At 73.4% G+C, this 25,395-nt stretch carries 16 protein-coding genes; 9 read left to right on the top strand and 7 right to left on the bottom strand.

Annotation, left to right across the window (positions count from 1 at the left end):
* Positions 1-183: 183 nt before the first annotated feature.
* A complete protein-coding gene (locus ACF1AL_RS09000) occupies positions 184-4,149 on the top strand; it encodes a hypothetical protein (protein WP_391825653.1) in 3,966 nt (1,321 codons plus the stop codon).
* A gap of 100 nt (positions 4,150-4,249) precedes the next feature.
* Here ACF1AL_RS09000 and ACF1AL_RS08995 read toward each other — a convergent pair whose 3' ends face one another.
* The 5 genes from ACF1AL_RS08995 to ACF1AL_RS08975 form a co-directional block, all read right to left on the bottom strand.
* Positions 4,250-5,599: a serine hydrolase domain-containing protein gene (locus ACF1AL_RS08995; protein WP_391825652.1), complete on the bottom strand. Its 1,350-nt coding sequence runs from the start codon at positions 5,597-5,599 to the stop codon at positions 4,250-4,252.
* A gap of 198 nt (positions 5,600-5,797) precedes the next feature.
* The gene (locus ACF1AL_RS08990; protein ID WP_391825651.1) at positions 5,798-6,700 is read right to left on the bottom strand and encodes a sugar phosphate isomerase/epimerase family protein; all 903 of its coding nucleotides are present in this window, start codon (positions 6,698-6,700) and stop codon (positions 5,798-5,800) included.
* Between the two features lies 1 nt (position 6,701).
* Positions 6,702-7,610, bottom strand: coding sequence for an ATP-binding cassette domain-containing protein (locus ACF1AL_RS08985; protein ID WP_391659600.1), 909 nt, complete (start codon positions 7,608-7,610; stop codon positions 6,702-6,704).
* 6 nt (positions 7,611-7,616) lie between these two features.
* Positions 7,617-8,693, bottom strand: coding sequence for an ABC transporter permease (locus ACF1AL_RS08980; RefSeq protein WP_366834883.1), 1,077 nt, complete (start codon positions 8,691-8,693; stop codon positions 7,617-7,619).
* On the bottom strand, positions 8,693-9,706 hold the full coding sequence (locus tag ACF1AL_RS08975; protein WP_391825650.1) for a sugar ABC transporter substrate-binding protein: 1,014 nt from the start codon (positions 9,704-9,706) through the stop codon (positions 8,693-8,695). The genes ACF1AL_RS08980 and ACF1AL_RS08975 overlap by 1 nt, the downstream gene beginning before the upstream one ends.
* Positions 9,707-9,990: 284 nt before the next feature.
* Here ACF1AL_RS08975 and ACF1AL_RS08970 point away from each other — a divergent pair, with 284 nt between their 5' ends.
* The 7 genes from ACF1AL_RS08970 (at position 9,991) to ACF1AL_RS08940 (ending at position 21,615) form a co-directional block, all read left to right on the top strand.
* Positions 9,991-10,869, top strand: coding sequence for a deoxyribose-phosphate aldolase (locus tag ACF1AL_RS08970; protein ID WP_391818472.1), 879 nt, complete (start codon positions 9,991-9,993; stop codon positions 10,867-10,869).
* A gap of 40 nt (positions 10,870-10,909) precedes the next feature.
* Positions 10,910-11,803, top strand: coding sequence for a 5-deoxy-glucuronate isomerase (gene iolB / locus ACF1AL_RS08965; RefSeq protein ID WP_391825649.1), 894 nt, complete (start codon positions 10,910-10,912; stop codon positions 11,801-11,803).
* A complete protein-coding gene (gene iolD, locus ACF1AL_RS08960; protein ID WP_391825648.1) occupies positions 11,800-13,671 on the top strand; it encodes a 3D-(3,5/4)-trihydroxycyclohexane-1,2-dione acylhydrolase (decyclizing) in 1,872 nt (623 codons plus the stop codon). The genes iolB and iolD overlap by 4 nt, the downstream gene beginning before the upstream one ends.
* 10 nt (positions 13,672-13,681) lie before the next feature.
* On the top strand, positions 13,682-14,452 hold the full coding sequence (locus ACF1AL_RS08955; RefSeq protein ID WP_391659596.1) for a GntR family transcriptional regulator: 771 nt from the start codon (positions 13,682-13,684) through the stop codon (positions 14,450-14,452).
* A 186-nt stretch (positions 14,453-14,638) separates the two neighbouring features.
* Positions 14,639-15,724: a UDP-glucose 4-epimerase GalE gene (gene galE, locus ACF1AL_RS08950; protein WP_391825647.1), complete on the top strand. Its 1,086-nt coding sequence runs from the start codon at positions 14,639-14,641 to the stop codon at positions 15,722-15,724.
* A gap of 180 nt (positions 15,725-15,904) precedes the next feature.
* On the top strand, positions 15,905-20,854 hold the full coding sequence (locus tag ACF1AL_RS08945; RefSeq protein ID WP_391825720.1) for an aminotransferase class I/II-fold pyridoxal phosphate-dependent enzyme: 4,950 nt from the start codon (positions 15,905-15,907) through the stop codon (positions 20,852-20,854).
* Positions 20,855-20,865: 11 nt separating this feature from the next.
* Positions 20,866-21,615, top strand: coding sequence for a class I SAM-dependent methyltransferase (locus tag ACF1AL_RS08940; RefSeq protein ID WP_391695896.1), 750 nt, complete (start codon positions 20,866-20,868; stop codon positions 21,613-21,615).
* Here ACF1AL_RS08940 and ACF1AL_RS08935 read toward each other — a convergent pair.
* Complete coding sequence (locus ACF1AL_RS08935) at positions 21,536-23,350, bottom strand: glycoside hydrolase family 15 protein (protein ID WP_391695893.1); 1,815 nt, start codon at positions 23,348-23,350, stop codon at positions 21,536-21,538. The genes ACF1AL_RS08940 and ACF1AL_RS08935 overlap by 80 nt on opposite strands.
* Entirely contained in the window at positions 23,347-24,390 is a 1,044-nt protein-coding gene (locus ACF1AL_RS08930) for a glycoside hydrolase family 113 (RefSeq protein WP_391695890.1), read from the bottom strand. Before ACF1AL_RS08930 ends, ACF1AL_RS08935 begins: the two co-directional genes overlap by 4 nt.
* A gap of 166 nt (positions 24,391-24,556) precedes the next feature.
* Here ACF1AL_RS08930 and ACF1AL_RS08925 point away from each other — a divergent pair, with 166 nt between their 5' ends.
* Complete coding sequence (locus ACF1AL_RS08925; protein ID WP_391825646.1) at positions 24,557-25,393, top strand: TetR/AcrR family transcriptional regulator; 837 nt, start codon at positions 24,557-24,559, stop codon at positions 25,391-25,393.
* Positions 25,394-25,395 lie beyond the last annotated feature (2 nt).

Genomic DNA, 25,395 nt, shown 5'->3' with positions numbered 1-25,395 from the left:
CCCGCGCAGCCATGTCTCCGTCCCCTTTGACCTGATGCACCGTCGGATGCCCTCTGGACGCGGAAAACCAGCAGGAACAGACGATCGAATCATCGTTAGACTCCGCCTGCTTCTCACCGCAGTCGTCCAAGGGGGGACCACTTGACGTTCGCACGCAGGCGGAGACAGGCGAGAGGGCCGCGCGTGGGCGCGCTCCTCGCGCTGGTCGTCGCCGTCGCCGCCTCCGTTCTCGGACCGGCCGGCACCGCCTCCGCGGCCGCCGGGCCCACGCCGAAGCCGGCGGCCCGGACATCCGAGGCGGCACCCACGCCGTCCCGGACATCCGAGGCGGCGCCCAAGCCGTCCAAGGCCACCGACTCGCACCTCCTCGCCGCCCGCCAGATCGCCGCCGGCATCGGCGAGGGCGGCGCGGCCGACACCTGTTCCGGGTCCCTCACTCCCGGCGCCGTCCACACCTGCTCCGCCCTCCCCGCCGGCGGAGCCGGCTTCACCCTCGACGTGCCCCGCGCCGGCGACCTGGTGTTCGTCCAGGTCGTCGACGCGCAGGGCTATCCCGCGGACGTCTCGCTGACCGCGCCCGACGGCACCGCCGTCACCTGTGACCAGCCCGACGGCTCCTACGGGGTCCGGCGCTGCCCGACCCGGCAGGCCGGCGACCACACGCTGCGCGTCAGCAGCTTCTGGAGCACCGGCGGCGCGTTCTCCGTGGCGTACAAGGCGTTTCTGTCGGACTCCACCTGCACCGCGGTGACCGAGGACGACACGGCTCTCGGCGCGCCGGCCGTTCTGCCGGGCGGCCTCGCGGCGGGCTCCGCCGGCGTCTGCTACACCCTGCCGACGGCGGCCGGCGAGACGCTGCGCCTGCACCTGGCCCACTGGCCCGTGCACGCGACGGTGTACGACGCCGCCGGTACGCCGGTCTGCGACACCCGCACCGCGGACACCACGGACCTCGACTGCGTGCTGAAGGGCGAGGCGCCGTTCCGCGTCCTCGCCAACGAGCGGTCCGGCGCCGCCGACGACAGCAACACGGTGACGCTGGCCCGGCTGTCCCACCCGGCCGGCTGCCCGGCCGTCGAGCCGCAGGCGTACGGCACGGTCCCGGACACCGCGTCGTCCGCCCGCTGCCGCATCCTGAGGGTCCGCACCGCCGGGCCCCACCTGTTCGGCGCGCTCGGCGCCGGCGGCACCACGGACACCCCGATCGCCGGCCGGCTGCACCGCGCGGACGGCACACCGGTCTGCGTCCTGGACCCGTCCACGCCCTGCGGCCTGACCGCCGGCGACTACACCTGGGCCCGCGACGGCCGCAGCGGCACCGGAACCGACGCGTACGGCGTCTGGTTCTACCCGACCTCCCAGACGCAGGGCTGCACCCCGGTACGCGACGACGGCTTCGCGTCCGGCCCGGCGAGCGGCACCTTCACCGGCGCCGGGCAGACGGTGTGCCTGGGGCTGCCCACCGGCTCGGGCCGGGGCGTCTACCTCGTCGACCAGGGGACGTCGGACGACGTCCACCCGGCTGTGCGGGTGTTCGACGCGGCGGGCACCGCCCAGTGCGCCGACGACGGCGCGCCGACGGTCTGCAAGCTGACCGGGACCGCCCCGTTCCACGCGGTGCTGTCCGCTCCGTCGGCCGGTACGTACCGGCTGGCCGTCCAGCGCACCGGCGAGGCGGCGGGCTGCACGGCGTGGGCGCAGTCCGCCTTCGGTGACCACTTCGGCGCGCAGGTCGCGCTCCGGCCCGGGCAGACCGCGTGCCTGTCCCTGGCGGCCGACGCGCACTCCACCGCCGAGCTGCTCGACTACACCAACGACAGCAACCGGGTCACCGCGGCGCTGCGCATCCACGACACCGCCGGCGACCAGGTGTGCGCCACCGTCGGCTCCTCCACGACGACCTGCCGCTTCACCGGCGGGGCCGCGTACACGGTCCTGCTGACCAACAACGGCTACGCCGCCGACACGTACAAGCTGGTCCGGCGGGACATCTCCGCGACGGCCCGGTGCGCGGCGCCCAGGTCGCTGGCCGTCGGCGGGCCCTCCACCGCGTACACCTTCCACGGCGCGCTCGACAGCACGTGCCTGCGGGTGACGGCGGCGGCCGCGGACAAGCTGTGGCTGTCCGTGCGCGCCCCGGACGCGGCCTACCGCACGGGCGCCACGCTCGGAGTGGTCGACGGCTCGGGAACCGTCCTGTGCCGCGCCCCGGGCACCGCCGGCACCTGCCGGGTCAGCGGTTCCGCGTCCTATCTCGTCTTCGCCCTGGCCAACGGGTACGCCACCACGCCGATCACCGCCTACCTGGACACCTGGCGGATCGGCACCGCGGCCGGCTGGGCGCCGGAGTGCACGGCGAACACCGTGTCGCCGGCGGGCTTCGCGCCGCGCAGCGGGGTCCTGACGGAGTCCGCCACGGCCTACTGCGCGGTCCTCTCCATGAAGCCGAACCTGTCCTTCGACGTGTACGGCGCGGACAGCTCGGTGGGCACGGACATGCCGTCGCTCAGCCTGCTGGCGCCGAACGCCTTCGGCGCGACCACCGACTACTCGTACCAGTGCTCCGGCAGCTACGGCGAGTTCCGGTTCCACTGCCTGACCAGCGCCTCCGCACCCAGCGGGCAGTACGTGCTCCTGCTGGGTCCCGGCGACGCCGCGGCGCCGTACGAGTACACGATGCAGGGCGTGTGCAAGTCCGGCTGCGGCACCTACCCGCCCCGGGCGGACGTGTCCCGGCTGAGCAGCACGAGCGGTCCGGCCGGGACGGCGCACCCGGTCGTGCTGTACGGCTCCGGGCTGACGCTCGGCACCGAGATCGAGCTGCGCAACAGCGACACCGGCAGCGGCTACCGGATGAACCCACCGGTTTCCGTCGGGCCGGGCGGCACCTCCCTGACCGTGCTGCTGGGCACGCGTGACCTGCCGCCGGGCCGCTACGACCTGGTGGCGGACAGCCCCGGCTACACGAGCGGCACCCGCTCGCCCGGATACCTGCCGGACGCCTACACCGTGACGCAGGCCGCGGCCACGACGCCCGGCCGGTTCGTCCCGGTCACGCCGCAGCGTTTCCTGGACACCCGGTCCGGCATCGGTGCCCCCAAGGCCCGGGTCGGCGCGGGCGGCACGGTGAAGCTGAAGGTCGCCGGGGTGGGTGGCATCCCCGCCACCGGTGTGACCGCGGTCGTCATGAACGTCACCGCCGTCGCCCCGACCAGCAACGGCTTCCTCACCGTCCACCCCGACGGCCGGCCGGTGCCGTCGGCGTCCAGCCTCAACTACACGGCGGGCAGGACCCTCTCCAACCTGGTGACCGTGGCCGTGAGCAACGGCACGGTGGACCTGCGCAACAGCGCGGGGACGGTCGACATCGTCGCCGACGTGGCCGGCTACTACACGGCCGCGCAGGACACGGGGTCGGTGCTGACGCCCATCGACCCGACGCGTTTCCTGGACACCCGGTCCGGCATCGGCGCCCCCAAGGCCCGCGTCGGCGCGGGCGGCACGGTGAAGCTGAAGGTCGCCGGGGTGCGCGGGGTGCCCACGACGGGGGTGACCGCGGTGGTCATGAACGTCACGGCCGTCGCTCCGACGGCGAACGGCTTCGTCACCGTCTACCCGGACGGTCAGGCCGTGCCGACCGCGTCGAACATCAACTACACGGCCGGACAGACCCTGCCGAACCTGGTGGTCGTTCCGGTGGTGAACGGCTCGGTGGCGCTGCGCAACAGCGCGGGCGCGGTCGATCTGCTCGCCGATGTGACCGGTTACTACTCCGCCCAGGGAGCGGCGTTCACCGCCGCCGACCCGGTACGGCTGCTCGACACCCGCAGCGGTCTCGGTGCCCGCGCGGGGGCGGTCGGCCCCGGCGGAGTGGTGAGCATGCAGGTCACGGGCGTGGCCGGCGTTCCCGCTGAAGGCGTCACGGCCGTCGTGCTGAACGTGACGGTCACGGCGCCGACCGCGGACAGTTTCCTCATCGTCCACCCGCACGGCCGCCCGCGGCCCGTGGTGTCCAACCTCAACTACACGGCCGGGAAGACGATCTCCAACCTGGTGGTCGTCCCGGTCGTCGACGGCAGGATCACCTTCACCAACCACACGGGCGGCGTCCAGGTCGTCGCCGACCTCAACGGCTGGTTCGGCGGCTGACCTCAGCCCGCCGCTCGTTCCGGGGCCGGACCGCCTGCACGGGGTCCGGCCCTTGGACTGCCACAAAGACGTCCGGGCCTCGCGGACGCGCTCCTTCCCGTCAGTGCGCCGCCGGTTCCGCCGGCAGGTCGAAGATGTGGTTCGGGGAGACGATCCGGGTGACGGCCTGGCCGAAGAGGGTGCTGGGCTCCTGGTTCTGGTAGTCGATGTCGGTGTTCAGCATGACGACGACCGTCGCCTGCGCCGACGGCAGGTAGATGGTCAGGGACTCGTAGCCGGGCAGGGAGCCGTTGTGCCCGATCCAGCCCTGCACGTTGAAGATGCCGAGACCGTAGCCGGCGCCCGGGATGGCCGTCGGCGGGGTGATCAGCCGCTGGGCCTGCGTCGCGGGGCTGATCATGTCGCCGCCGTCGGGCAGCTTGCCCGTGGCGACCGTGCGGGCCCACACCCGCAGGTCGTCCAGCTGGGAGATCATCGCGCCGGCCGCCCAGCCCCAGGACGGGTTCCAGTCGGCCGAGTCCTCGACCTTCCCGGTCGCGGTCTGGTTCGTGTAGCCCTGGGCGTGCGGGTCGGGGAACTCCGCGCCGGTCGGGAAGAGCGTGTGGCGCAGGCCGACCGGGTCGAGGATCTTCTGCTGGATGTAGTCGTTCAGGTGCTGTCCGCTCTCCTTCTCGACGACCAGGCCGAGCAGGATCAGGTTGGTGTTGCAGTAGTAGAACTGCTGACCGGGCGGGAAGAGCACCGGGTGCTTGAAGGAGTAGGCGAGGAGCTGCTGCGGGGTGAAGGGGCGCGTCGGGTCCGAGGTGAGCGCCTTGAAGAAGCTCTCGTCCTGCGAGTAGTTGAACAGTCCGCTGCGCATCCCGGCCAGCTGCCGGATGGTGATCTTGTCACCGTTGGGCACGCCGGCGACGTACTGGTCGATGGTGTCGTCGAGGCGCACCTTGCCCTGGTCGACGAGTTGCAGCACGGCCGTGACCGTGAAGGTCTTCGTCTCGCTGCCGATCCGCAGGTACAGGTCGGGGGACATCTTCGCGCCGGTGGACTTGTCGGCGACGCCGAACGACCTGACGTACTGCCCCTGGTGGGGTGTCCACACGCCGACGGTCACGCCCGGGACGTTCGCCTGCCGCATCACCCGCTGTACGGCGGCGTCGAGTTGTCCCTGCACGGCGGGGGTGAGCGTGCGCACCTCGCCGCCGACGGGGGACGGTGAGGTGGCGGCCGCCGACGAGGTGCCCGAGGAGGACGGGGACGTACCCGAGGAGGACGGGGATGTGCCCGAGGAAGTCGGGGAGGTGGCGGGCGCGGAGGAGGTGTCCGAGGGGGACGGCGGCGTGGGGGCCGCGGCCGGCAGGGCGAGGGCGGTGCCGCCCGCGGCCGGCACCGCGAGGACGCCTAGAGCGGCGACGGCGACGGCCGACCTGCGCAGCCGGGTGGACGCGTACGGCATGGGCTTGCTCCCCGGGAGAAGACGGGAGGGAACGCCCCGCGAACGTCGTGGAAGGCGGCGGGACAGCGGCCGCAGCGCACAGGCCCACGGCCCTGGTGCACCAGTGGTACCAACGGTCACACCGGTTACGACCAGCATAGGAGCGCCCGCCCGACGCGTCCTGTCGGGCCGCGGCGCCCCCACCCGTCCCCGGAGCGCTCAGGCCCCGCAGGAGCGCAGGAAGCGCCGGGTGCGCACGGCGATCGGCAGCGGCTTGTCCGGCTCGCACGGGTACATGTCCTGCTCGACGATGGCGAACAGGTCCACACCCAGCTTCTGCGCGGCCACCAGCACCGGCTCCAGCGGCGGCACGCCGGACGGCGGCTCGCACATCACGCCGCGCTGCACGGCCGGCCCGAAGGGGACCTCCTGCGCCCGGACCTCGGCGAGGATCTCCGGGTCGACCTGCTTGAGGTGCAGATAGCCGATGCGCTCGCCGTACTCCTCGATGAGCCGCACGCTGTCGCCGCCGCAGTAGGCGTAGTGCCCGGTGTCCAGGCAGAGGTTGACCAGTTCGGAATCGGTGGAGTCGAGGAAGCGCTCGACGTGGGCCTCGGTGTCGATGTGCGTGTCGGCGTGCGGGTGGACGACGATGTCGAGGCCGTAGGTCTCCCTGACCTCGTGGCCGAGCCGCTCCATGCCCTTGGTGAGGTGGGCCCACTGCTCGGCCGTCAGCTCGGGCGGCTCCAGGATCTCGGCGGTCTTGTCGTCCCGCCAGAAGGAGGGGATGACGACGAGGTGAGTCGCGCCCATGGCCTGGGTGAGGGCCGCGACCTCAGACACGTGCTCCCAGGTGGACTCCCATACGGAGGGGCCCCGGTGCAGGCCCGTGAAGACGGTGCCGGCGGACACCTTCAGGCCGCGGGCGTTCACCTCGTCGGTGAGTTGGGCCGGGTCGGTGGGCAGGTAGCCGTAGGGGCCGAGCTCGATCCACTCGTAGCCGGCCTCGGCGACCTCGTCGAGGAAGCGCCGCCAGGGCACCTGGACGGGGTCGTCGGGGAACCACACGCCCCAGGAGTCGGGGGCGGAGCCGACCCGGATGCGGTCGAGGGCTGCGGGCATGTCAGGGTGTTCCTTCCGGTGCGGGGGTCGCCAGGGGCGCGGAGAGGTCCTGCTCCTCGGGGAGCCCCTCGACGTCGACGCCGCGGACCTGGGACAGCTCGTGCTTGAGGGCGGCGAGTTCGGCGCCGCCGGCCATGTGGTTGGTCAGTTCCTCCAGGCCGACCTCGCTGCGCGCGGCGGACAGCTCCAGGGTGCCCAGGCGCAGCACGTTGAAGTGGTCGCCGACCATGTAGGCGTGGTGGGGGTTGTGGGTGATGAAGATGACGCCGAGGCCGCGGTCGCGGGCGGCGGCGATGTACTTCAGCACGACGCCGGACTGCTTCACGCCGAGGGCGGCGGTCGGCTCGTCCAGGATGAGCACCCGGGCGCCGAAGTAGACGGCGCGGGCGATGGCGACGCACTGGCGCTGGCCGCCGGAGAGGGTGCCGATGGGCTGTTCCAGGTCGTCCAGGACGATGCCCATGTTGCGCAGTTCCTGGTCGGCCGTCTTCTTCATGCGGGCGATGTCGAGGCGGCGGATGGGCCAGGGGCCCTTGGTCATCTCCGAGCCGAGGAAGAAGTTGCGCCACACGGGCATCAGGGGGACGGTCGCGAGGTCCTGGTAGACGGTGGCGATGCCGCGGTCGAGGGCCTCGCGCGGGGTGGTGAAGCGCACGGGGCGGCCGTCGACGAGGAACTCGCCCTCGGTGTGCTGGTGCAGCCCCGAGACGATCTTGATGAGGGTGGACTTGCCGGCGCCGTTGTCGCCGAGGACGCAGGTCACCTGGTGGGGGAAGACCTTGAGGTCGACGCCGTGCAGGGCGCGGATGTTGCCGTAGGACTTGCCGGCCCCCCGCAGTTCGACGAGGGGGGTGTCCTGTTCGGGCGCGGTGTCCTGAAGGATCGCGCCGTGGGTTTCGCCGGTGCTCATGTCACCTCACCTCCGCGTCGCCGTGCGCTGCACGTACAGGTTGATCAGGACGGCGCCGAGCAGCATCACGCCCAGGAAGGCCTTGAACCAGTCGGGGTTCCAGCCCGCGTACACGATGCCCTGGTTGACCATGCCGAACATGAACGCGCCGAAGACGGGGCCGATCGCGGAGCCGTAGCCGCCGGTGAGCAGGCAGCCGCCGATGACGGCCGCGGCGATGTAGATCAGCTCCTGGCCGACGCCCTCGCCGGACTGCACGGTGTTGAAGGAGAACAGGTTGTGCATGCCGACGAACCAGGCGCCGAAGCCGACGGTCATGAACAGCGTGATCTTCGTGAAGTTCACCGGCACGCCCACGGCCCGGGCGCTGTCCTTGTTGCCGCCGACGGCGAAGATCCAGTTGCCGTACTTGGTGCGCAGCAGCACCCAGGTGGCCAGGGCCGCGAAGACCAGCCACCACACCACCGTGATCTTCACCTGGACGCCGCCCACGTCGAAGGAGGAGGCGAAGACCTTTCTCGCCTGGCCGAAGCCGTCCATGTCGCTGATGTCGTCGGTGGCGACGTTGCCGGTGACCAGCTTGGTCACGGCGAGGTTGACGCCCTGGAGGATCAGGAAGGTGCCGAGGGTGATCAGGAAGCTGGGCAGCCCGGTCCTCACCACCATCCAGCCGTTCAGGAAGCCGATGGCGAGGGAGACGATCAGCGCGACGACGACCCCGGTCCACACGTTCATGCTCAGCTGGAAGCTCAGCATGCTCGCGGTGAGCGCCGAGGTGATCACGGCGACGCCGGCCGACAGGTCGAACTCGCCGCCGATCATCAGCAGCGCCACCGGCAGCGCCATGATGCCGATGGTGGACGACTGGTAGAGGACCGTGGCCATCGAGCTGCCCTGGCGCACGGTCGGCGCGGCGATCAGGAAGAAGATCAGCACGGCCACGGCGCCGAGGAAGACGCCGACCTCGGGCCGCGCGAGCAGCCGGAGCACCAGGGAGCGCTGCCGTGTGCGGCCGTCGGACTCCTTGGCGCCGGGGGCCGGCGGTGTCCCCACCGCCGGCGCAGCCTGCTGGGTCATGCTCATCACCGGGTGCCCTTCGCGGCGTACTGGGCGACCTGGTCGACGTTGGACTTGTCGACGAAGGCCGGGCCGGTGAGCACCGGCTGCTCGCCGCCACCGCTGTAGTTGCCGTTGTTCTTGTAGAGCCACAGGGAGTCGATCGCGAGATAGCCCTGCAGATAGGGCTGCTGGTCGACGGCGAACTGGATGGTGCCGTTCTGGATCGCCTTGGTCAGGTCCTTGTTGAGGTCGAAGGTGGCGACCTTGGCCTTGCTGCCGGCGTCGCCCACCGACTGCACCGCGGTCAGCGCGAAGGGCGCGCCGAGCGTGACGACGTAGTCGAGGCCGGTGTCCTGCTTGAGCTTGGCGGTGATGGTCGCCTTCACGGACGGCATGTCGGTGCCGTTGACGTAGAGGTTCTCCACCGAGCCGGAGAAGGTCTTCTTCACGCCGTCGCAGCGCTGGGTCAGGCCGATGTTGCCCTGCTCCTGGATGACGCAGACGGCCTTCTTGGCGCCGACCTCGTTCAGTTTCTTGCCGAAGGCCTCGCCGGCGACGGTCTCGTCCTGCCCGAAGAACTCCAGCAGGCCGAGCTTCTTCCAGTCGCTGACGCCGGAGTTGAGGCCGACCACGGGTATGCCGGCGCTGCCGGCCTTGGCGACGACGCTCTTCATGGCGTCCGGCTTGGCGAGGGTGATGGCGATGCCGTCGACCTTCTGGTCGATCGCGTTCTGCACCAGGTTGGCCTGGCCGCCGGCGTTGGGGTCGGCGGAGTAGACGAGCTTGATGTTGTCCTTGGCGGCCGCGGCCTCGGCGCCCTTGCGGACGATGTCCCAGAAGGTGTCGCCGGGCGACTGGTGGGTGACCAGGGCGACCGTCATCCGGGGGGTGGTGGCCTTGCCGGCGGAGGCGGCACCCCCTCCTTCCTCGGCCTTCTTGCCGCCGGAACTGCTGGAGCAGCCCGCGAGGGTCAGGGCGGCCGCCGCGGCGAGGGCCACGACCGGGGCCAGTCTGCGGGAGTGGGAAGAGCGGTCCATCTTTCCTGCACCTCACTGTGCGACGTGTGCGACGGGGGAAAGGAGGGGGATCGAGAGCCGTGTCACATGGCTGTTGCGCTGGGACGGGATACAAGTCGCTGCGACGCCCGCTGTCAATACTTTGTTAAGACATCATTTCACGAGCAGGTCCGAATGTAAGTACAAACCATTGACACGCGCGGTCCCCGGGACCTACACCTGGGAGGCGGCAAGCCCCTCGGTACGGGTCGATCCCTACCCCAGGCGCACGGGCGTAGCCCCGGACGCGGAAACGGAGCGAACTGGTGACCCTCAGCATCCCCGACCTCGTCGCGGTCCGCGCCCGGCATCCCGAGGCCGTCGCCGAGGCCGCGGCCCGGCGCGTCCGCCGGCCCCTGCTGAACGACTCGGGCCGGCTGATGATCGTCGCCGCCGACCACCCGGCCCGCGGCGCGCTCGGCGTCGGCGGGCACGGCCTGGCCATGGCCAACCGGGCCGACCTGCTGCGGCGGCTGTGCGTGGCGCTGTCGCGACCCGGCGTGGACGGGGTGCTGGCCACCGCCGACATCCTGGAGGACCTGCTGCTGCTCGGCGTCCTGGACGGCAAGGTCGTCATGGGCTCGATGAACCGCGGGGGCCTCGCGGGCGCCGCCTTCGAGATGGACGACCGGTTCACCGGGCACCGCGCCGCCGACCTCGCCCGGCTCCGCTTCGACGCCGGCAAGCTGCTGCTGCGCATCGACTACGACGACCCCGGCTCCCTCACCACGCTGGAGGCCACCGCCCGCGCCATCGACGAGATGGCCGCGATGCGCCTGCCGGTGTTCGTCGAGCCGTTCCTGACCCGCCGGGTGGCCGGCCGGGTCCGCAACGACCTGTCCGCGCAGGCCGTCACCCGCTCCATCGCCATCGCCTCCGGCCTCGGCGGCACCTCCGCCTACACCTGGCTCAAGCTGCCGGTCACCGAGGACCCCGACGACATGGGCGAGGTGCTGCAGACGTCCACGCTGCCGGCCGTGCTGCTCGGCGGCGAGGTGGGCGAGGACCAGGACGCGGCCTACGAACGCTGGCGCAAGGCCCTGCGGCTGCCCACCGTCCACGGCATGGTGGTGGGCCGCTCGCTGCTCTACCCGGCCGCGGGAAGCGTGGAGGAGGCGGTCGACACGGCCGTCGGGCTGCTGTGAGCCGGCCGCCGGGGAAGACTGCTGTGAAACGGAGGAGTTCATGACGCACCACCTGCCCGCGGGCAAGGCGGCCGCCGGGCCGTACGCCGTCGACGTCGGCCCCGAGACGGCCGGCTGGGGTCACTCCGCCCTGCGGGTGCTGGAGCTGCCGCCCGGCGGCTCTCACACCTTCGAGACCGGCGAGAGCGAGTGGATCGTGCTGCCGCTCGCCGGCTCCTGCACGGTGACCGTGACCGACGACTTCGGCCGGCACGCCTTCGAGCTCGCGGGCCGGGCCGACATCTTCAGCGCGGTGAGCGACTTCGCGTACGCCCCGCGGGACGCGCGCACGAGCGTCGCCTCCGCCGCAGGCGGCCGCTTCGCCCTCACCGGCGCCCGCTGCACCCGCCGGCTGCCCGCCCGGTACGGCCCGGCCTCCTCGGTCCCGGTCGAGCTGCGCGGCACCGGCAGCTGCTCGCGCCAGGTCAACAACTTCGGGGCGGCCGGCGTCTTCGAGTGCGACAAGCTGATCGCCGTCGAGGTGCTCACCCCCGGCGGCAACTGGTCCTCCTTCCCGCCGCACAAGCACGACGAGCACCGCCCCGGCGAGGAGTCGGTGCTGGAGGAGATCTACTACTTCGAGTTCGCCGCGCACGACGGCGTCCCCGGCCTCGGCTACCAGCGGGTCTCCCCGTCCGGGCCGGGCCGCGAGACGGACGTGCTGGCCGAGGTGCGCGACGGCGACGTCGTCCTCATCCCCGACGGCTGGCACGGACCGTCCATGGCCGTGCCGGGCCATCACATGTACTACCTCAACGTCATGGCGGGCCCCGAGGCCGAGCGCGCCTGGCTGATCTGCGACCACCCCGACCACGCCTGGATCCGTGACACCTGGCCCGGGCAGCCCGTCGACCCCCGTCTGCCCCTCTACACCGCCCCGGAGACGTCCGTATGAGCGAGCGCACCCTGCGACTGACCACCGCCCAGGCCCTGGTGCGGTTCCTCGCCGCGCAGTACACCGAACGCGACGGCGTGCGCCGCCGGCTGATCGCCGGCACCTGGGGGATCTTCGGCCACGGCAACGTCGCCGGGATCGGCCAGGCGCTCGTCGAGCACGCCGGCGTGATGCCGTACCACCAGGGCCGCAACGAGCAGGCCATGGTGCACGCCGCCGTCGGCTACGCCCGCCACCTCAACCGGCTGTCCGCGCAGGCGGTGACGACGTCGATCGGGCCGGGCGCCACCAACCTCGTCACCGGCGCCGCCCTCGCCACCATCAACCGGCTGCCGGTCCTGCTGCTGCCCGGCGACTACTTCGCCGCCCACCCCGCCGACCCGCTGCTCCAGCAGCTGGAGCACCCGGTGGAGGCCGACGTGTCGGTGAACGACACGCTGCGCCCGGTCTCCCGCTGGTTCGACCGCATCACCCGCCCCGAGGCCCTGATCGCGAGCGCGCTGCAGGCCATGCGGGTGCTCACCGACCCCGCCGAGACCGGCGCGGTCACCCTGGCCCTGCCGCAGGACGTGCAGGCGGAGGCGTACGACTGGCCGCGGGAGTTCTTCGCCGAGCGTGTGTGGTTCGTACGGCGGACGGCGCCGGACCCGGTCGAACTCGCCGAGGCCGCCCGCGCGATCCGGGCCGCGTCCCGGCCGCTGATCGTGGCCGGCGGCGGCGTGCACCACAGCGAGGCGGAGGACGCGCTGCGCGCCCTGGCCGACGCCACCGGCATCCCGGTCGCCTCCACCCAGGCGGGCAAGGGTTCCCTGCGCCACGACCACCCCGCCGACGTGGGCGGCATCGGCCACACCGGCACGGCCGTCTGCGACGAGCTCGCCCGCACCGCCGACCTCGTCATCGGCGTCGGCACCCGCTACTCCGACTTCACGACCGCCTCCGGCACCCTCTTCCAGAACCCGGACGTGCGGTTCGTGAACCTCAACGTCACCGCCTTCGACGCGCACAAGCTGGCGGCGCGCACGCTGGTCTGCGACGCACGCAGCGGGCTGGAGAAGCTGACGGCGGCGCTGGCCGGGCATCGCGTCGACGCGGCGTACGAGGCGGAGTACCGGGCCGGCAAGGAGCGCTGGGAGGGGGTCGTGGACGCCGCGTACCGGGCGGCGGACGACAGCGCGGTGCCGACGCAGACGCAGGTGCTCGGCGCGCTGGACGGCGTCGTCGGCGACACGGACGTGGTGATCAACGCGGCCGGTTCGCTCCCCGGCGACCTGCACAAGCTGTGGCGGGCGCGGAGCCCCCGGCAGTACCACCTGGAGTACGGCTACTCGTGCATGGGCTACGAGATCCCGGCGTCGATCGGGGTGCGGCAGGCCGCGCCGGACACCGTCGTGTGGGCGCTGGTCGGCGACGGGACGTATCTGATGATGCCGACCGAGATCGTCACGGCCGTCCAGGAGGGCCTGCCGATCAAGCTGGTGTTGATCCAGAACCACGGCTACGCCTCGATCGGCGGCCTGTCGGAGGAGACCGGCGCCGAGCGCTTCGGCACCGCCTACCGGCACCGGGCCGCCGACGGCACGTTCACCGGGCCGCCGCTGCCGGTGGACCTCGCGGCGAACGCGGCGAGCCTCGGCATGGAGGTGCTGCGCGCCAAGACGGTGGCCGAGCTGCGCGAGGCCCTGGCGGCGGCGCGCGCCGCGGACCGGCCGGTCTGCGTGTACGTGGAGACGGATCCGGCGCCGACCGCTCCCCCGCCCGAGGCCTGGTGGGACGTGCCGGTCGCCGAGGTGGCGGGCCGTGAGGCCGCCGTCGCCGCCCGCGCGCGCTACGAGCAGCGGGTGGCGGACCGCCGCCGCCATCTGTGAGGGGGGTGTCATGACGAGAGCCCGCGCCGCCGGGTCCGGCACGGACGCGCTGGACTTCGCGCTGGACCGGGGCAGTCCGGTGCCGCTCTACCACCAGCTGGCGCAGCAACTGGAGGCGGCCATCGGCCGCGGCGTGCTCGTCCCGGGCAGCCTGCTGGGCAACGAGGTCGACCTGTCCGCCCGGCTCGGCCTGTCCCGCCCCACGGTGCGCCAGGCGATCCAGTCCCTGGTCGACAAGGGCCTGCTGGTGCGGCGCCGCGGGGTGGGCACGCAGGTGGTGCACAGCCAGGTCCGGCGCCCGCTGGAGCTGAGCAGTCTCTACGACGACCTGGAAGCGGCCGGTCAGGGCCCCTCCACCCGGGTCGTGCGCCACGAGCGGGTGCCGGCGGGCGCCGAAGTGGCCGCGGCGCTGGGGATCGCCGAGGGCGAGGAGGTGGTGCTGCTGGAGCGGCTGCGCCTGACGCACGGCCGGCCGGTGGCGCTGCTGTGCAACCACCTGCCCGCGACGCTGCTCGACCTCGACACCGCCCGGCTGGAGACGACGGGCCTGTACCGGCTGCTGCGCGCGGCCGGGATCACCCTGCACAGCGCCCGTCAGCGCGTCGGCGCCCGCTCCGCGACGGCCGAGGAGGCGTCCCGCCTGGAGGAGCGCGCGGGCGCCGCCCTGCTGACCATGCAGCGCACGGCCTACGACCACACGGGCCGCGCGGTCGAACACGGCAGTCATGTCTACCGCGCCTCGCGCTACACGTTCGACTTCCAGCTGCTGGTCAGACCGTAGCCGCGGGTGCCGGTCGGACCGTGGCCGCGGGCTGCGCGGCCCGCGCCTCCCGGTCTGCGGCCCCCTCGCATCCGCCTCTCCTCCGCCTTTCCGCTCCCCCGTACTTGACGGGCCGCGGCGGGCGGAGGAGAGTCGTGGGGTGTACGTCGTAAACGTACACTTTGTCGTGCGCGAGGAGCCCGGTCCATGAGCGCACCGTCAACGATCCTGGTCACCGGTGGGGCCGGCTTCCTGGGCAGCCACACCTGTGTGGACCTGCTCGACCACGGCTACGAGGTGATCGTGGTCGACCACCGGTCCCCCGCCCTGCGGCAGGTGCTCGCCCGGGTCGAGCGGCTCGCGGGCCGGTTCGTCGGGGCCGTGTACGAACTGGACATCCGCGACCGCCGGGCGCTGTCGGCGGTGTTCGCCCGCCACCCGGTGGACGTGGTGCTGCACTTCGCCGGCCTGACCTCGGCCCAGGCGGCCCTGCGCGACCCGGTCACGTACTACGACACCAACGTCGGCGGCACCACCGCACTGCTGCACACCATGCACGAACACGGCGTGCACCAGCTGGTGTTCTCCTCGACCTGCGCCCTGTACGCGCCCGCGGTAGGGCGCGCCCACGCCGAGGACGACCCGGTACGGCCCGAGGACCCCTACGCGGCGTCGAAGTGGGCCTGCGAACAGGTCCTCGCCGACGTCTGCCGGCACCGGCCGGAGTACACGGTGGTCTGCCTGCGTCACTTCACCCCGGCCGGCGCGCATCCCAGCGGACTGCTCGGCGAGGAACGCCCCGCCGGACAGGAGTCCCTGGTGCCGCTCCTCGCCCAGGTCGCCGAGGGCCACCGCCCCCACGTGCCGGTGTACGGCGGCGACTACCCCACGCCCGACGGCACCGCGGTCCGCGACTACGTGCACGTCCTGGACGCCGTCGAGGCGCACCGGCTGGCGCTCGACCACCTCGCCGGCGCGCGCGGCCTGCACGTGTACAACCTGGGCAGCGGGCGGGGGACCTCGGTGCTGGAGGTCGTCGGCGTGTTCTCCCGGGTGTGCGGCCGGCGGCTGCCGTACGAGATCGTGCCGCGCCGTGCCGGGGACACCGCCCGGCGGGTCGCCGACGCCGGGGCCGTCGGCCGGGCCTGGAACTGGCGACCGCGCCACGGCCTGGACGACGTGTGCCGCGACGCCTGGCGCTTCCAGCGCATGCAGCCGCTCGACTCCCCCGACTCCCTGCACGAGCCCGGCGACGGCGGGCGCTGGACCCAGAGCGGCCCCGATGAGGTCTGAGGCGCCACCCTCCCGGGACGTGACGGGGAGCCGGACGCCGCCCCGGCCCGGGAATCACCCGTCCGGCCGAAGATGCGGCCGCGCGCCGGGCGTGCCTAGGATCGGTACCGCAGTTCGTCCTTCCAGGCTGACGCTTCGTACGCCGCCCGGTCTCCTTCCGAGTTGGGGAGGCGTGTGCCAGTGCTGCCGTCCCGCCGGCTGCCGGCCGCCTATCTCGCGACGGTCCTGATCCTCACCGTTGTCTACCTGCTGGTGCCCCCGGCGCGGACCGTGCTGTGGGCGCTGATCGGGCTGGGCGGCGCGCTCGCCGTGCTCGCCGGCGTCCGGCTGAACCGGCCGGCCGTCCGCTGGCCGTGGTACGCGCTGGCGGCCGGGCTGCTGTGCTTCGCGGCCGGCGACACGTACTACAACGCGGTGGAGCAGTACTTCCACGAGTCCAACCCGTTCCCCTCCCCCGCCGACGCCTGCTATCTCGCCGTCTACCCGCTGTTCGCGGCCGGGCTGTTCGGGCTCGTCCGGCACCGCTGGGTGGGCCGCGACCTGCCCAGTCTGCTGGACTCGATGATCATCACGGCGGGGGTCGCGCTGCCGGTGTGGGTGTACCTGGTGCAGCCGCTGGCCGGGCAGGAGGACCTGACCTGGCAGCAGCGGGTGATCAGCGTCGCCTACCCGCTCGGGGACCTGATGGTGCTGGCGATGCTGGCCCGGCTGCTCGCGCCGAGCCGCGTCGGCGCCCCGAACCGGAGCGTCCAGCTGCTGGTGGTGGGCACCTTCACCCTGCTGTGCTTCGACATCGCCTACGGCTTCCTGCAGCTCAACGGGACCTGGCAGACCGGCACACTGCTGGACTCCGGCTGGGTCGTGTTCTACACGGCCTGGGGACTGGCCGGGCTGCACCCGGACATGGCGGAGCTGACCGCCGCCGAGCCCCGGCCACAGTCGCTGCTGCTGCGCTGGCACCGGCTGGTGCTGCTCACCGCGGCCACCCTGATCGCCCCGGCGCTGCTGCTCGTGGAGGAGCGGATGGGCCGGGTGCACGACGCCACCGCGCTGGCCTGCTTCTCCACGCTGATGTTCCTGCTCGTCATCTTCCGGCTCACGGTGATGGTCGTCGCGCACCGCAAGGCCATGGCCCGGGAGCAGACCCTGCGCACGGCGACCGTCGCCCTGGCGGCGGCGATGACACCCCAGGAGATCACCACGGTGTGCGTGCGGGCGGTGGGCAACCTGTTCGGACCGGACGTACCGCACCGCTCGCTGCTGCTCACCGCGCGGCAGGCGCGGGAGCTCTACGACTCCCTCGGCCGGCCGCCCGCGAGGGCCGGCGCGGGTGAGCCGGCGCACCGCTCGTTCTCCGCGCCGGTGGACCGGCTCGGCACCCGGTTCGCGACCCGGCTGAGCGGGCTGCCCCGCGCCCTGGTCTGCGCGATGGCGCCGCCCGACACCTCGGCCGACACCGAGCCGGCGGGCGCGCTGGTGGCGGCCGCACCGGAGCGGCGGCTGAGCGAGGTGCGCGGCGCGCTGGAGATCCTCGCCTCGCACGCGGGGCTCGCCGTGGAACGCGTGGCGCTGCGGCAGGAGATCGTGCGCCGGGAGAGCGAGGCGTACTTCAGGACCCTGGTGCGCAACGCCTCCGACGTCATCCTCATCGTCGACGACGACACCACCGTGCGCTACGCCAGCCCGTCGGCGCGGGCGGTGTTCGGACGCGCCGACCTGACCGGCACCGCCCTGCGCGAACTGGTCGCGCCGGGCGACCGGGACCGGGTGGACCGCACGCTGGGTGTGCTGGGCCGGCACGGCCGCCAGGAGGCGCACGACCACTGGTGGGTGCTGCGCGGTGACACCCGGGTCGAGGTGGAGGTGCGGTGCAGCGACCTGCGGCAGGACACCACCGTGGGCGGCCTGGTCGTCACCCTGCGGGACGTCACCGAGCAGCGGCAGCTGGAGCAGGAACTCACCCAGCGCGCCTTCCACGACCCGCTGACCGGCCTGCCCAACCGGACGCTGCTGCTGGAGCGCACCGCCCGCGCGCTGCTGCGCGGCCGCCGCGAGTCCACGCTGACCTGCGTCCTCTTCCTGGACCTCGACGACTTCAAGACCGTCAACGACACCCTCGGGCACTCGGCCGGCGACCGGCTGCTGAAGGCCGTGGGCGAGCGGCTCGCGCACACCCTGCGCCGCAGCGACACCGCCGCCCGGCTCGGCGGGGACGAGTTCGCGGTGCTGATGGAGGACGCACGGCAGCCGCTGGACGCCGAACTGCTCGCCGCCCAGCTGATCCAGGCGTTCAGCCGCCCCTTCCACCTCGCCGACGAGACCGTCACCGTCTCCGCGAGCGTGGGGGTGGCCACCGCGCTGGACAGCGGCGACGCGGAGGAGCTGCTGGCCCTGGCCGACATGGCGCTCTACGCGGCGAAGGCGGCCGGCAAGCGGCAGTGGCGCCGCTTCATGCCGCAGCTGCGGGTGCGGGTGGCGCAGCGGCACGACCTGCTGGCCCACCTCGACGACGCGATCGCGCAGGAACGGTTCGCGCTGTGCTACCAGCCGGTCGTCGACCTCGGCGAGCCCACGCCGCAGGTGGTGGGCTTCGAGGCGCTGGCCCGCTGGCCACACGCCCCGAGCGGACTGGTGCCGCCGGAGCAGTTCATCCCGCTCGCCGAGGAGACCGGCCAGATCACCCCGCTCGGCTCGTGGATCCTGCGCAGCGCCGTCGCCGACATCGCCCGGCTGCAGCGCCGCTGGCAGCCGCCGGACCCGCCGTACGTCAGCGTCAACGTCTCCGGCCGGCAGTGGCGGGACCCCGGCTTCCTGGGCGCGGTGTGCCAGGCACTGGACCGGGCGGCGCTCGAACCGCGCTCGCTGCAGCTGGAGCTGACCGAGTCCGTGCTGATGCAGCGCGACGAGCAGATCGACACCGCCATCGGCCGGGTCCGGGACCTCGGGGTGCGCATCGCGGTGGACGACTTCGGCACCGGGTTCTCCTCGCTGCGCTATCTGCGGGAGTTCCCCCTCGACGTCCTGAAGATCGACAAGACGTTCATCGACGATGTGCCGGGCGACCCGCGCCAGGTGGCGCTCGTGGAGGGGATCGTCCGGATCGCCGACACCCTCGGCCTGACGGTGATCGCGGAGGGCATCGAACACGCGGCGCAGCGCGAGCTGCTGGCCGACATGGGCTGCCGGTTCGGGCAGGGCTATCTGTTCGCGCGGCCGATGCCGCTGGACGAGACGGAGGCCGTGCTGAGCAGGACCGCCCCGCTCGTCGGGGCGCCCCGGACGGGTACGGCCGGGGCCGCCGGCCGGGTCACCACCGGCGAACCGGCGGCGGCGCGCACCGGCGGCATCGACGGCGTCCGCGGTCTCCACGGCGTCGACGGCGTCGACGGCGTCCAGCGGGCTCTGGCACCTCTTCCGCCGGCACCCGGGACCGCACGGGGCGGCGGTCCCGCGGAGGCAGGAGCACCGCCCCGAGCGCGGCGGGCGCCGACACCCCCGTTGCCGGCCTCCGCACCCCCGGACGGCGGACACGCGGCGGAGGACGGCGGGAGGGCGACGGACGGCCGGAGTTCGACGGGCGGCGGGAGCGCCCCCCGTACGGGACACGCGACGGACGGCGGGAACGCCGGGCACACCGGCAGCGCCACGGACAGCGGGAACCCCCCGCGCCTCGGCGGCGCCACGGGCAACGGGAACGCCCCGCGCTCCGGCGGCGCCGCTGGCAGGACCGCCACGCCGCGCCCGGCCACCCCGCACCGGGCGGGCGCCCACGACGGCCGGAGCGCCACCCACCGCACAAGCCCCCCGCGCAGGAGGGCCGCCCCCGAGTCCGCCGAGCCCCTCGTGCCGCCCGAGCCCCCCGTGTGGGGACCCCCCGCCATGGCCGAGCCGTACGCCCCCCTGGCGCCGGTACGGCGCGACCCCCGGTGGCGGGACCTGGACCGGCTGCGCCGGACCAGTCCGATGACCGACGCGGTGCTCGACGAGGTGCGCGGCCGGCACATCCGCTGCGGCGACCACTGGCTGATCGACTTCGCCTCCTGCAACTACCTCGGCTTCGACCAGGACCCGGAGATCATGGAGGCGATCGGCCCGGCCGTCCGGCACTGGGGCACCCACCCGAGCTGGTCGCGGCTGCTCGGCAACCCCCGGCTCTACCCGGACATCGAGGAGCGGCTCACCGCGCTGCTCGGCGCCGAGGACACCCTGCTGCTGCCGACGGCCACCCTCATCCACCACGCGGTGATCCCGGTGCTGGCGGAGCAGGGCGACGTGTTCGTGGAGGCCACCGCCCACCGCACCGTGTACGAGGGGTGCCTGGTGGCCCGGGGCCAGGGCGCGACCCTGCACCGGTTCCACGCCGACCGGCCGGACGAGCTGGACGCGCTGCTGCGGGACGCACCGTCGCACACCCCGCGGCTGGTGTGCCTGGACGGCGTGAACAGCATGAGCGGCAACGTGCCCGACCTGCCGGAGCTGGCCGCGATCTGCCGGCGGCGCGGCGCCACGCTGTACGTCGACGACGCCCACGGCTTCGGCGTCATCGGCGAACGCTCGCCCGCCGAGCCCTGCCCGTACGGCTCGCGCGGCAACAGCGTGGTCCGCCACACCGGCACCTCCTACGACGGGATCGTGCTGGTGGGCGGTTTCTCCAAGGCGTACTCCTCGCTGCTGGCCTTCCTCGCGCTGCCGACCGCGCTGAAGAACCAGCTGAAGATCGCGGCCGGCCCCTACCTGTACTCCGGTCCCTCGCCCACCGCCTCGCTGGCCACCGCGCTGGCCGGGCTGGAGGTCAACGACCGCCGGGGCGACGCGATCCGCGCCGACCTGTACCGCAAGTCGGCCCGGGTGCTGGAGCTGGTGCGCGCGCTGCGCCTGGACACGCCGTGCGAGGGCGAGCTGCCCCTCGTGGAGATCCCGCTGGCGGACGCGGGCACCCTGGAGGACACCGCCGCCTTCCTGTGGGAGCGCGGCATCTACGTCACGCTCGCGGCGTATCCGCTGGTGCCGCGCCGGCAGGTCGGCTTCCGGGCGCAGATCACGGCGCTGAACTCCGACGAGGACATCGACCGGCTGGGCGAGGCGCTGACCGCGCTGGACGCGCGGGGCGCGCTGCGGCACCGCGCCTGAGGGGGGCGCCGATGCCGATCCGCAACGACGACGTGGACTGGGACGGCTGGCCCGTCGAGGACTACCTCGCCGAGAACTACCGCGAGCTGCACCCGTGCGACGCCGCCGTCATCGCCCACCACGCCGCCTACTACCGGACGCTGCCCGCCGGCTCCCTGGCCCGCACGGTGGAGTTCGGCGCCGGCCCCAACCTCTACCCGCTGCTGTCGGCCGCCCCGGTCAGCCGCCGCATCGACGCGGTCGAGACGGGCGCGGCCAACGTGGCCTATCTGCGACGGCAGTTGGCGGCCGGCCCGGACGCGTGCTGGCGCCGCTTCCACGCGCTGTGCCGGCGGCTGGACCCGCGGCTGCCGGGGACGCTGCCGGAAGCGCTGGCCGGGGTGCGCGTGATCCACGGCGACGTGCGGGCGCTGCCGTCCGGGCAGTACGCGCTGGCGTCGATGCACTTCGTGGCGGAGGGGGCGAGCGAGGACGCCGAGGAGTTCGCCGCCTTCTGCGGGCACTTCGCGCGGTGTGTGGTCCCCGGCGGGCACCTGGTGGCGGCGTTCATGGAGAACCTGCCCACCTACCGCATCGGCGCGGCCTCGCGCTGGCCGGGCTGCCCGGTGGACGGTGAGCGGGTCGCCGAGGTGTTCGCGCCGCTGACGGAGGAGCTGACGGTCACCCGGATCGACGCCGACCCTACGCTGCCGGCGTACGGGGATACGGGGATGGTGCTCCTGACAGGGAGAACGCGGTCTCGGCCAGGGCCAGGTGGCTGACCGCCGTGGGGGCGTTGCCCAGTTGCCGGCCGGCGACCGGGTCCCACTGCTCGGCGAGCAGTCCCACGTCGTTGCGGACGGCGAGGACCCGCTCGAACACCTCGCGCGCCTGCGGGACATGGCCGGTCGCGGCGAGGGTATCCGCATACCACAAGGAGCAGGAGACGAACGCTCCTTCGCGGCCGGCCATGCCGTCCACGGTGTGCACCCGGTCGCCGCCGGGTGCGTAGCGGCGCAGGAAGCCGCCCTCCTCCAGGGCGCCGAGCGCCCGCAGGGTGCCGTGCACGCGGGTGTCCCGCGCGGAGAGGAAGCCGAGCCGGGGCAGCAGCAGGGCGGTGGCGTCCAGGGCGGTGGAGCCGTAGGACTGCACGAAGGAGCCCTGCCCGGCGTCCCAGCCCTCCCGGCAGACCTGCCGGTGCACCTCCTGCCGCAGGGCCCACCACTGCTCGGAGGACCCGTTGCGGCCGAGCAGCTTGCCCATGCGCAGGGCGCGGTCGGCGGCCACCCACACCATGACCTTGGAGTGCACGAAGTGACGGCGGGGGCCGCGCACCTGCCAGACGCCCTGGTCGGGTTCGCGCCAGTGCCGCAGCAGGAAGCCCATCAGGGCGTCCACCAGCTCCCAGACGTGCGCCGGCATGGGGATGCCCGCCCGCAGCGACTGGTAGAGGGTGTCGAGCACCTCGCCGTAGACATCGAGCTGGAAGCCTCCCTCCGGGGTGTTGCCGAACCGGACGGGGCGTGAGCCCTCGTAGCCGGCCAGCCAGGGCGCCTCGGTCTCGCGCAGCAGCCGCTGGCCCAGCACGCCGTAGACGGACTGCAGGTCGGCCGGATCGCTGGCGACCGCGCGCACCAGCCAGTCCAGCCAGGCCTCCGCCTCCTTCCGGTAGCCGCTGCGCAGCAGGCAGGACAGGGTCATGGTGGAGTCGCGCAGCCAGCAGTAGCGCTGGTCCCAGTTGCGTTCGCCGCCGATGGAGCCGGGCAGCGAGGTGGTCGGGGCGGCGACGATGCCGCCGGTGGGGGCGTAGGTGAGGGCCTTGAGGGTGATCAGGGAGCGCACCACGGCGTCCCGCCAGGGCCCCTGGTAGCGGCAGTTGCCGGCCCAGTCGCGCCAGTGGTCGGCGGTCTCCTTCAGCAGGGTCTCGGCCGGCACGGCGAGCGGGGCGGGCGGGGCGGTGTGGTGCGAGGGGGCCCAGGCCAGGACGAGCGCGATCCGCCGTCCGGCGGGCACGGTGAACTCGGCGACGGTGGCGTGCTCGTCGCCGGACAGCCGGGCGTCGCCGTCGATGCGCAGCCACACCGCGTCCGGCCCGGCGACGGCGATGGTGCAGCCGTCCACGGCGCGCACCCAGGGCACGACGCGGCCCTGGTGGAAGCGCAGCCGCAGTTCGCTGCGCAGCGTCACCTCGCCCGCGACGCCCTCCACCATCCGTACGAGACAGGGCAGCGGGGAGGCGGGCGGCATGAAGTCGGTGACCCGTACGACGCCGGTCCCGGTGCGCCACCAGCTGTCCAGGATCAGGGTGTCGGGCCGGTAGGCGCGGCCGGCGCAGACGCTCGCGCCGCCGGTCGGGGCGATCCGCCAGAACCCGTTGTCGGGCCTGCCGACCAGGGTCGCCAGGCAGGCCGGGGAGTCGAAGCGGGGCAGGCACAGCCAGTCGACGGAGCCGTTGCGGCCGACCATGGCCGCGGTGCCCATGTCGCCGAGCAACGCGTAGTCCTCGATGGCCGTCATGGTGCCCTGCCTCCCACCGGGCCGTCCCGCGCGGACAGGGCGGCTTCTCTCGGACCGGCCCACCACCGGGCGACGACGTGCTCGGCCTGTTTGCCGTGCGCGGAGTAGTCCAGCGACCGGACGCGGTCCACCGGCGCCGGCAGCTGCGCCCAGACCCACCAGTGGACGCCGGCCCACCAGGGCTGTCCGGTGAACGTGCGCAGCAGCGCCTCGTAGCCGGCGGCCTGGTGCGCCGTGTCGGGCGTGACGGGTCGTACCGCACCGCCGGGTGTGGTGAGCGCGCCGCGCACACTGCTGTATCCGGCCTCGGCGAAGAGGACGGGGCGGCCGGTGCGGGCGGCGAACTCCGCGAGCGTGTCACGGATGGGGCGCCACGCCTGGGCGAGGGCCCGGGCGTCGGCGTCCGGCCCGGGCAGCGGCCAGTGGGCGTCGACGCCGATGAGATCGACCGCGTCCCAGAACGCGACGCGCTCGTAGGTGTCGTGGTCCGCCGCGTAGAGCAGCGAGCCGCCGTAGACCACGCGGGTGCGCTCGACCACGGCGATCCAGCGGTCGCGGTCGCCGGCCGTGCCGGCGAGTCCGGTGCCCACGGCGAAGGCGTCGGCGCCGTAGCGGGCCGCGAGGCGCGCGTAGTGGGCGATGAACTCGGCGTAGGCGGCGAACCACAGGTCGGGCCGGGTGGGGCGGATCGTGTTTCGGGGGCCGGCGTCGTCCAGGTCGAGGTGGGGCTTGAGCAGGGCGTTCAGGCCGTGGGCGTGGGCCAGGTGGATCATCCGGGCGATGCCCTCGTCGGTGGGCGTGGTGACGGAGGGACGGATGACGTCGGCCGCGGCGGCCGGCTGGTACCAGGTGGGCGTGAGCTGGACCCAGTTGGCGCCCGCGTAGGCGATCTGGCGCAGGTGCTCGGCGGCGCGCGGATCGTCGTAGCCGTCACGGGCGTAGGCGGGCAACGCGAAGCCGCGCTGCGGGGGCAGGTCCCCGGGGGCCGGGAGGCCGGGTCCACCCCGGTCGCGGGGTCCGTGCAGGAAGGAAAGCCCCATGTCGCTCACCTTGCCGCCGCTTGCCGGGGGTCGGGGGACGGGCGTGCGCGTAGGGTCCCGGCGGCCGTGTCGCGTGGCCGTATCCGTAACCCGTACGTTTACGCCGTATACAGACAGGATGACCCCTGGTACGCGTATGGTCAAGTCAGCGAGGAGGGACCCGCGTATGGCGAAGAATCCGCAGACCCCGCCGGCCCGGCGTGCCAGCGACCGGGGCCGCTACGGCCGGCTGAGCCGCGAGCGTGTGCTGGCGACCGCGCTGGAGCTGGTCGACCGCGAGGGGCTGAGCGCCCTGAGCATGCGGCGGCTGGGAGCCGAACTGGGCGTTGAGGCGATGGCCCTGTACCGGTACGCGGAGGGCAAGGACGCGCTGCTCGACGGCCTGGTGGAGGCGATGCACCTGGAGCTGCACGCCCGCCTGGACGCCGACCGCCCGGACGCGGACGAGCCGGACGCGGACGAGCCGGACGCGGACGACAAGAGCGCGGACGGCACGGGGGCGGCCGAGGCGGCCGACACGCGCGCGGACGGCACGGACGCGGACGGCACGGACGCGGACGACTGGCGTGCCGGCCTGCACCGCTTCGCCCGGACGCTGTACGACGTGTGCCTGGACCACCCGCACGCGGTACCGCTGCTGACCACCCGGCTCCTGGCCGTACCGATGGCCCGCCGGCCGCTGCCGGTGCTGCGCAGCCACGAACGGGTGCTGGCGCTGCTGGAGAAGGCCGGGCTGGAGGAGTCCACGACCGCCGCCGCCTTCGAGGCCGTCCTCGGCTGGCTGCTCGGTTACGTCTCCGTCGAACTGCGCCCCATGGTCGACAACCCCGACGAACCGGACCCGGCCTTCCGCCTGGGCCTGCACCGGCTGCCGTCCCAGGAACTGCCGACCCTGCGCCGCCTCGCGCCGGCCGTGGCCGAACGCGGCGGCCCCGAGGGCCTGGCCACCGGCCTGGACGCCCTCCTCGACCGCTTCACCAAGCCGGCGTCGCCCTCGCCCTGACG

It is taken from the genome of Streptomyces sp. NPDC014801 (genome assembly GCF_043082085.1).
Lineage (GTDB): Bacteria > Actinomycetota > Actinomycetes > Streptomycetales > Streptomycetaceae > Streptomyces.
The sequence above is the reverse complement of the archived record's forward strand: the minus strand, read 5'-3'. Positions and strand labels throughout refer to the sequence as shown.

Excerpts from the sequence above, each read along its gene's own strand:
- ACF1AL_RS08975 (WP_391825650.1), bottom strand. The coding sequence starts at position 9,706 with ATGGACCGCTCTTCCCACTCCCGCAGACTGGCCCCGGTCGTGGCCCTC.
- ACF1AL_RS08940 (WP_391695896.1), top strand. The coding sequence starts at position 20,866 with ATGCCGATCCGCAACGACGACGTGGACTGGGACGGCTGGCCCGTCGAG.
- ACF1AL_RS08935 (WP_391695893.1), bottom strand. The coding sequence starts at position 23,350 with ATGACGGCCATCGAGGACTACGCGTTGCTCGGCGACATGGGCACCGCG.
- galE (WP_391825647.1), top strand. The coding sequence starts at position 14,639 with ATGAGCGCACCGTCAACGATCCTGGTCACCGGTGGGGCCGGCTTCCTG.
- iolD (WP_391825648.1), top strand. The coding sequence starts at position 11,800 with ATGAGCGAGCGCACCCTGCGACTGACCACCGCCCAGGCCCTGGTGCGG.
- ACF1AL_RS08995 (WP_391825652.1), bottom strand. The coding sequence starts at position 5,599 with ATGCCGTACGCGTCCACCCGGCTGCGCAGGTCGGCCGTCGCCGTCGCC.
- ACF1AL_RS08930 (WP_391695890.1), bottom strand. The coding sequence starts at position 24,390 with ATGGGGCTTTCCTTCCTGCACGGACCCCGCGACCGGGGTGGACCCGGC.
- ACF1AL_RS08985 (WP_391659600.1), bottom strand. The coding sequence starts at position 7,610 with ATGAGCACCGGCGAAACCCACGGCGCGATCCTTCAGGACACCGCGCCC.
- ACF1AL_RS08990 (WP_391825651.1), bottom strand. The coding sequence starts at position 6,700 with ATGCCCGCAGCCCTCGACCGCATCCGGGTCGGCTCCGCCCCCGACTCC.
- ACF1AL_RS08980 (WP_366834883.1), bottom strand. The coding sequence starts at position 8,693 with ATGAGCATGACCCAGCAGGCTGCGCCGGCGGTGGGGACACCGCCGGCC.
- ACF1AL_RS08925 (WP_391825646.1), top strand. The coding sequence starts at position 24,557 with ATGGCGAAGAATCCGCAGACCCCGCCGGCCCGGCGTGCCAGCGACCGG.
- iolB (WP_391825649.1), top strand. The coding sequence starts at position 10,910 with ATGACGCACCACCTGCCCGCGGGCAAGGCGGCCGCCGGGCCGTACGCC.
- ACF1AL_RS08955 (WP_391659596.1), top strand. The coding sequence starts at position 13,682 with ATGACGAGAGCCCGCGCCGCCGGGTCCGGCACGGACGCGCTGGACTTC.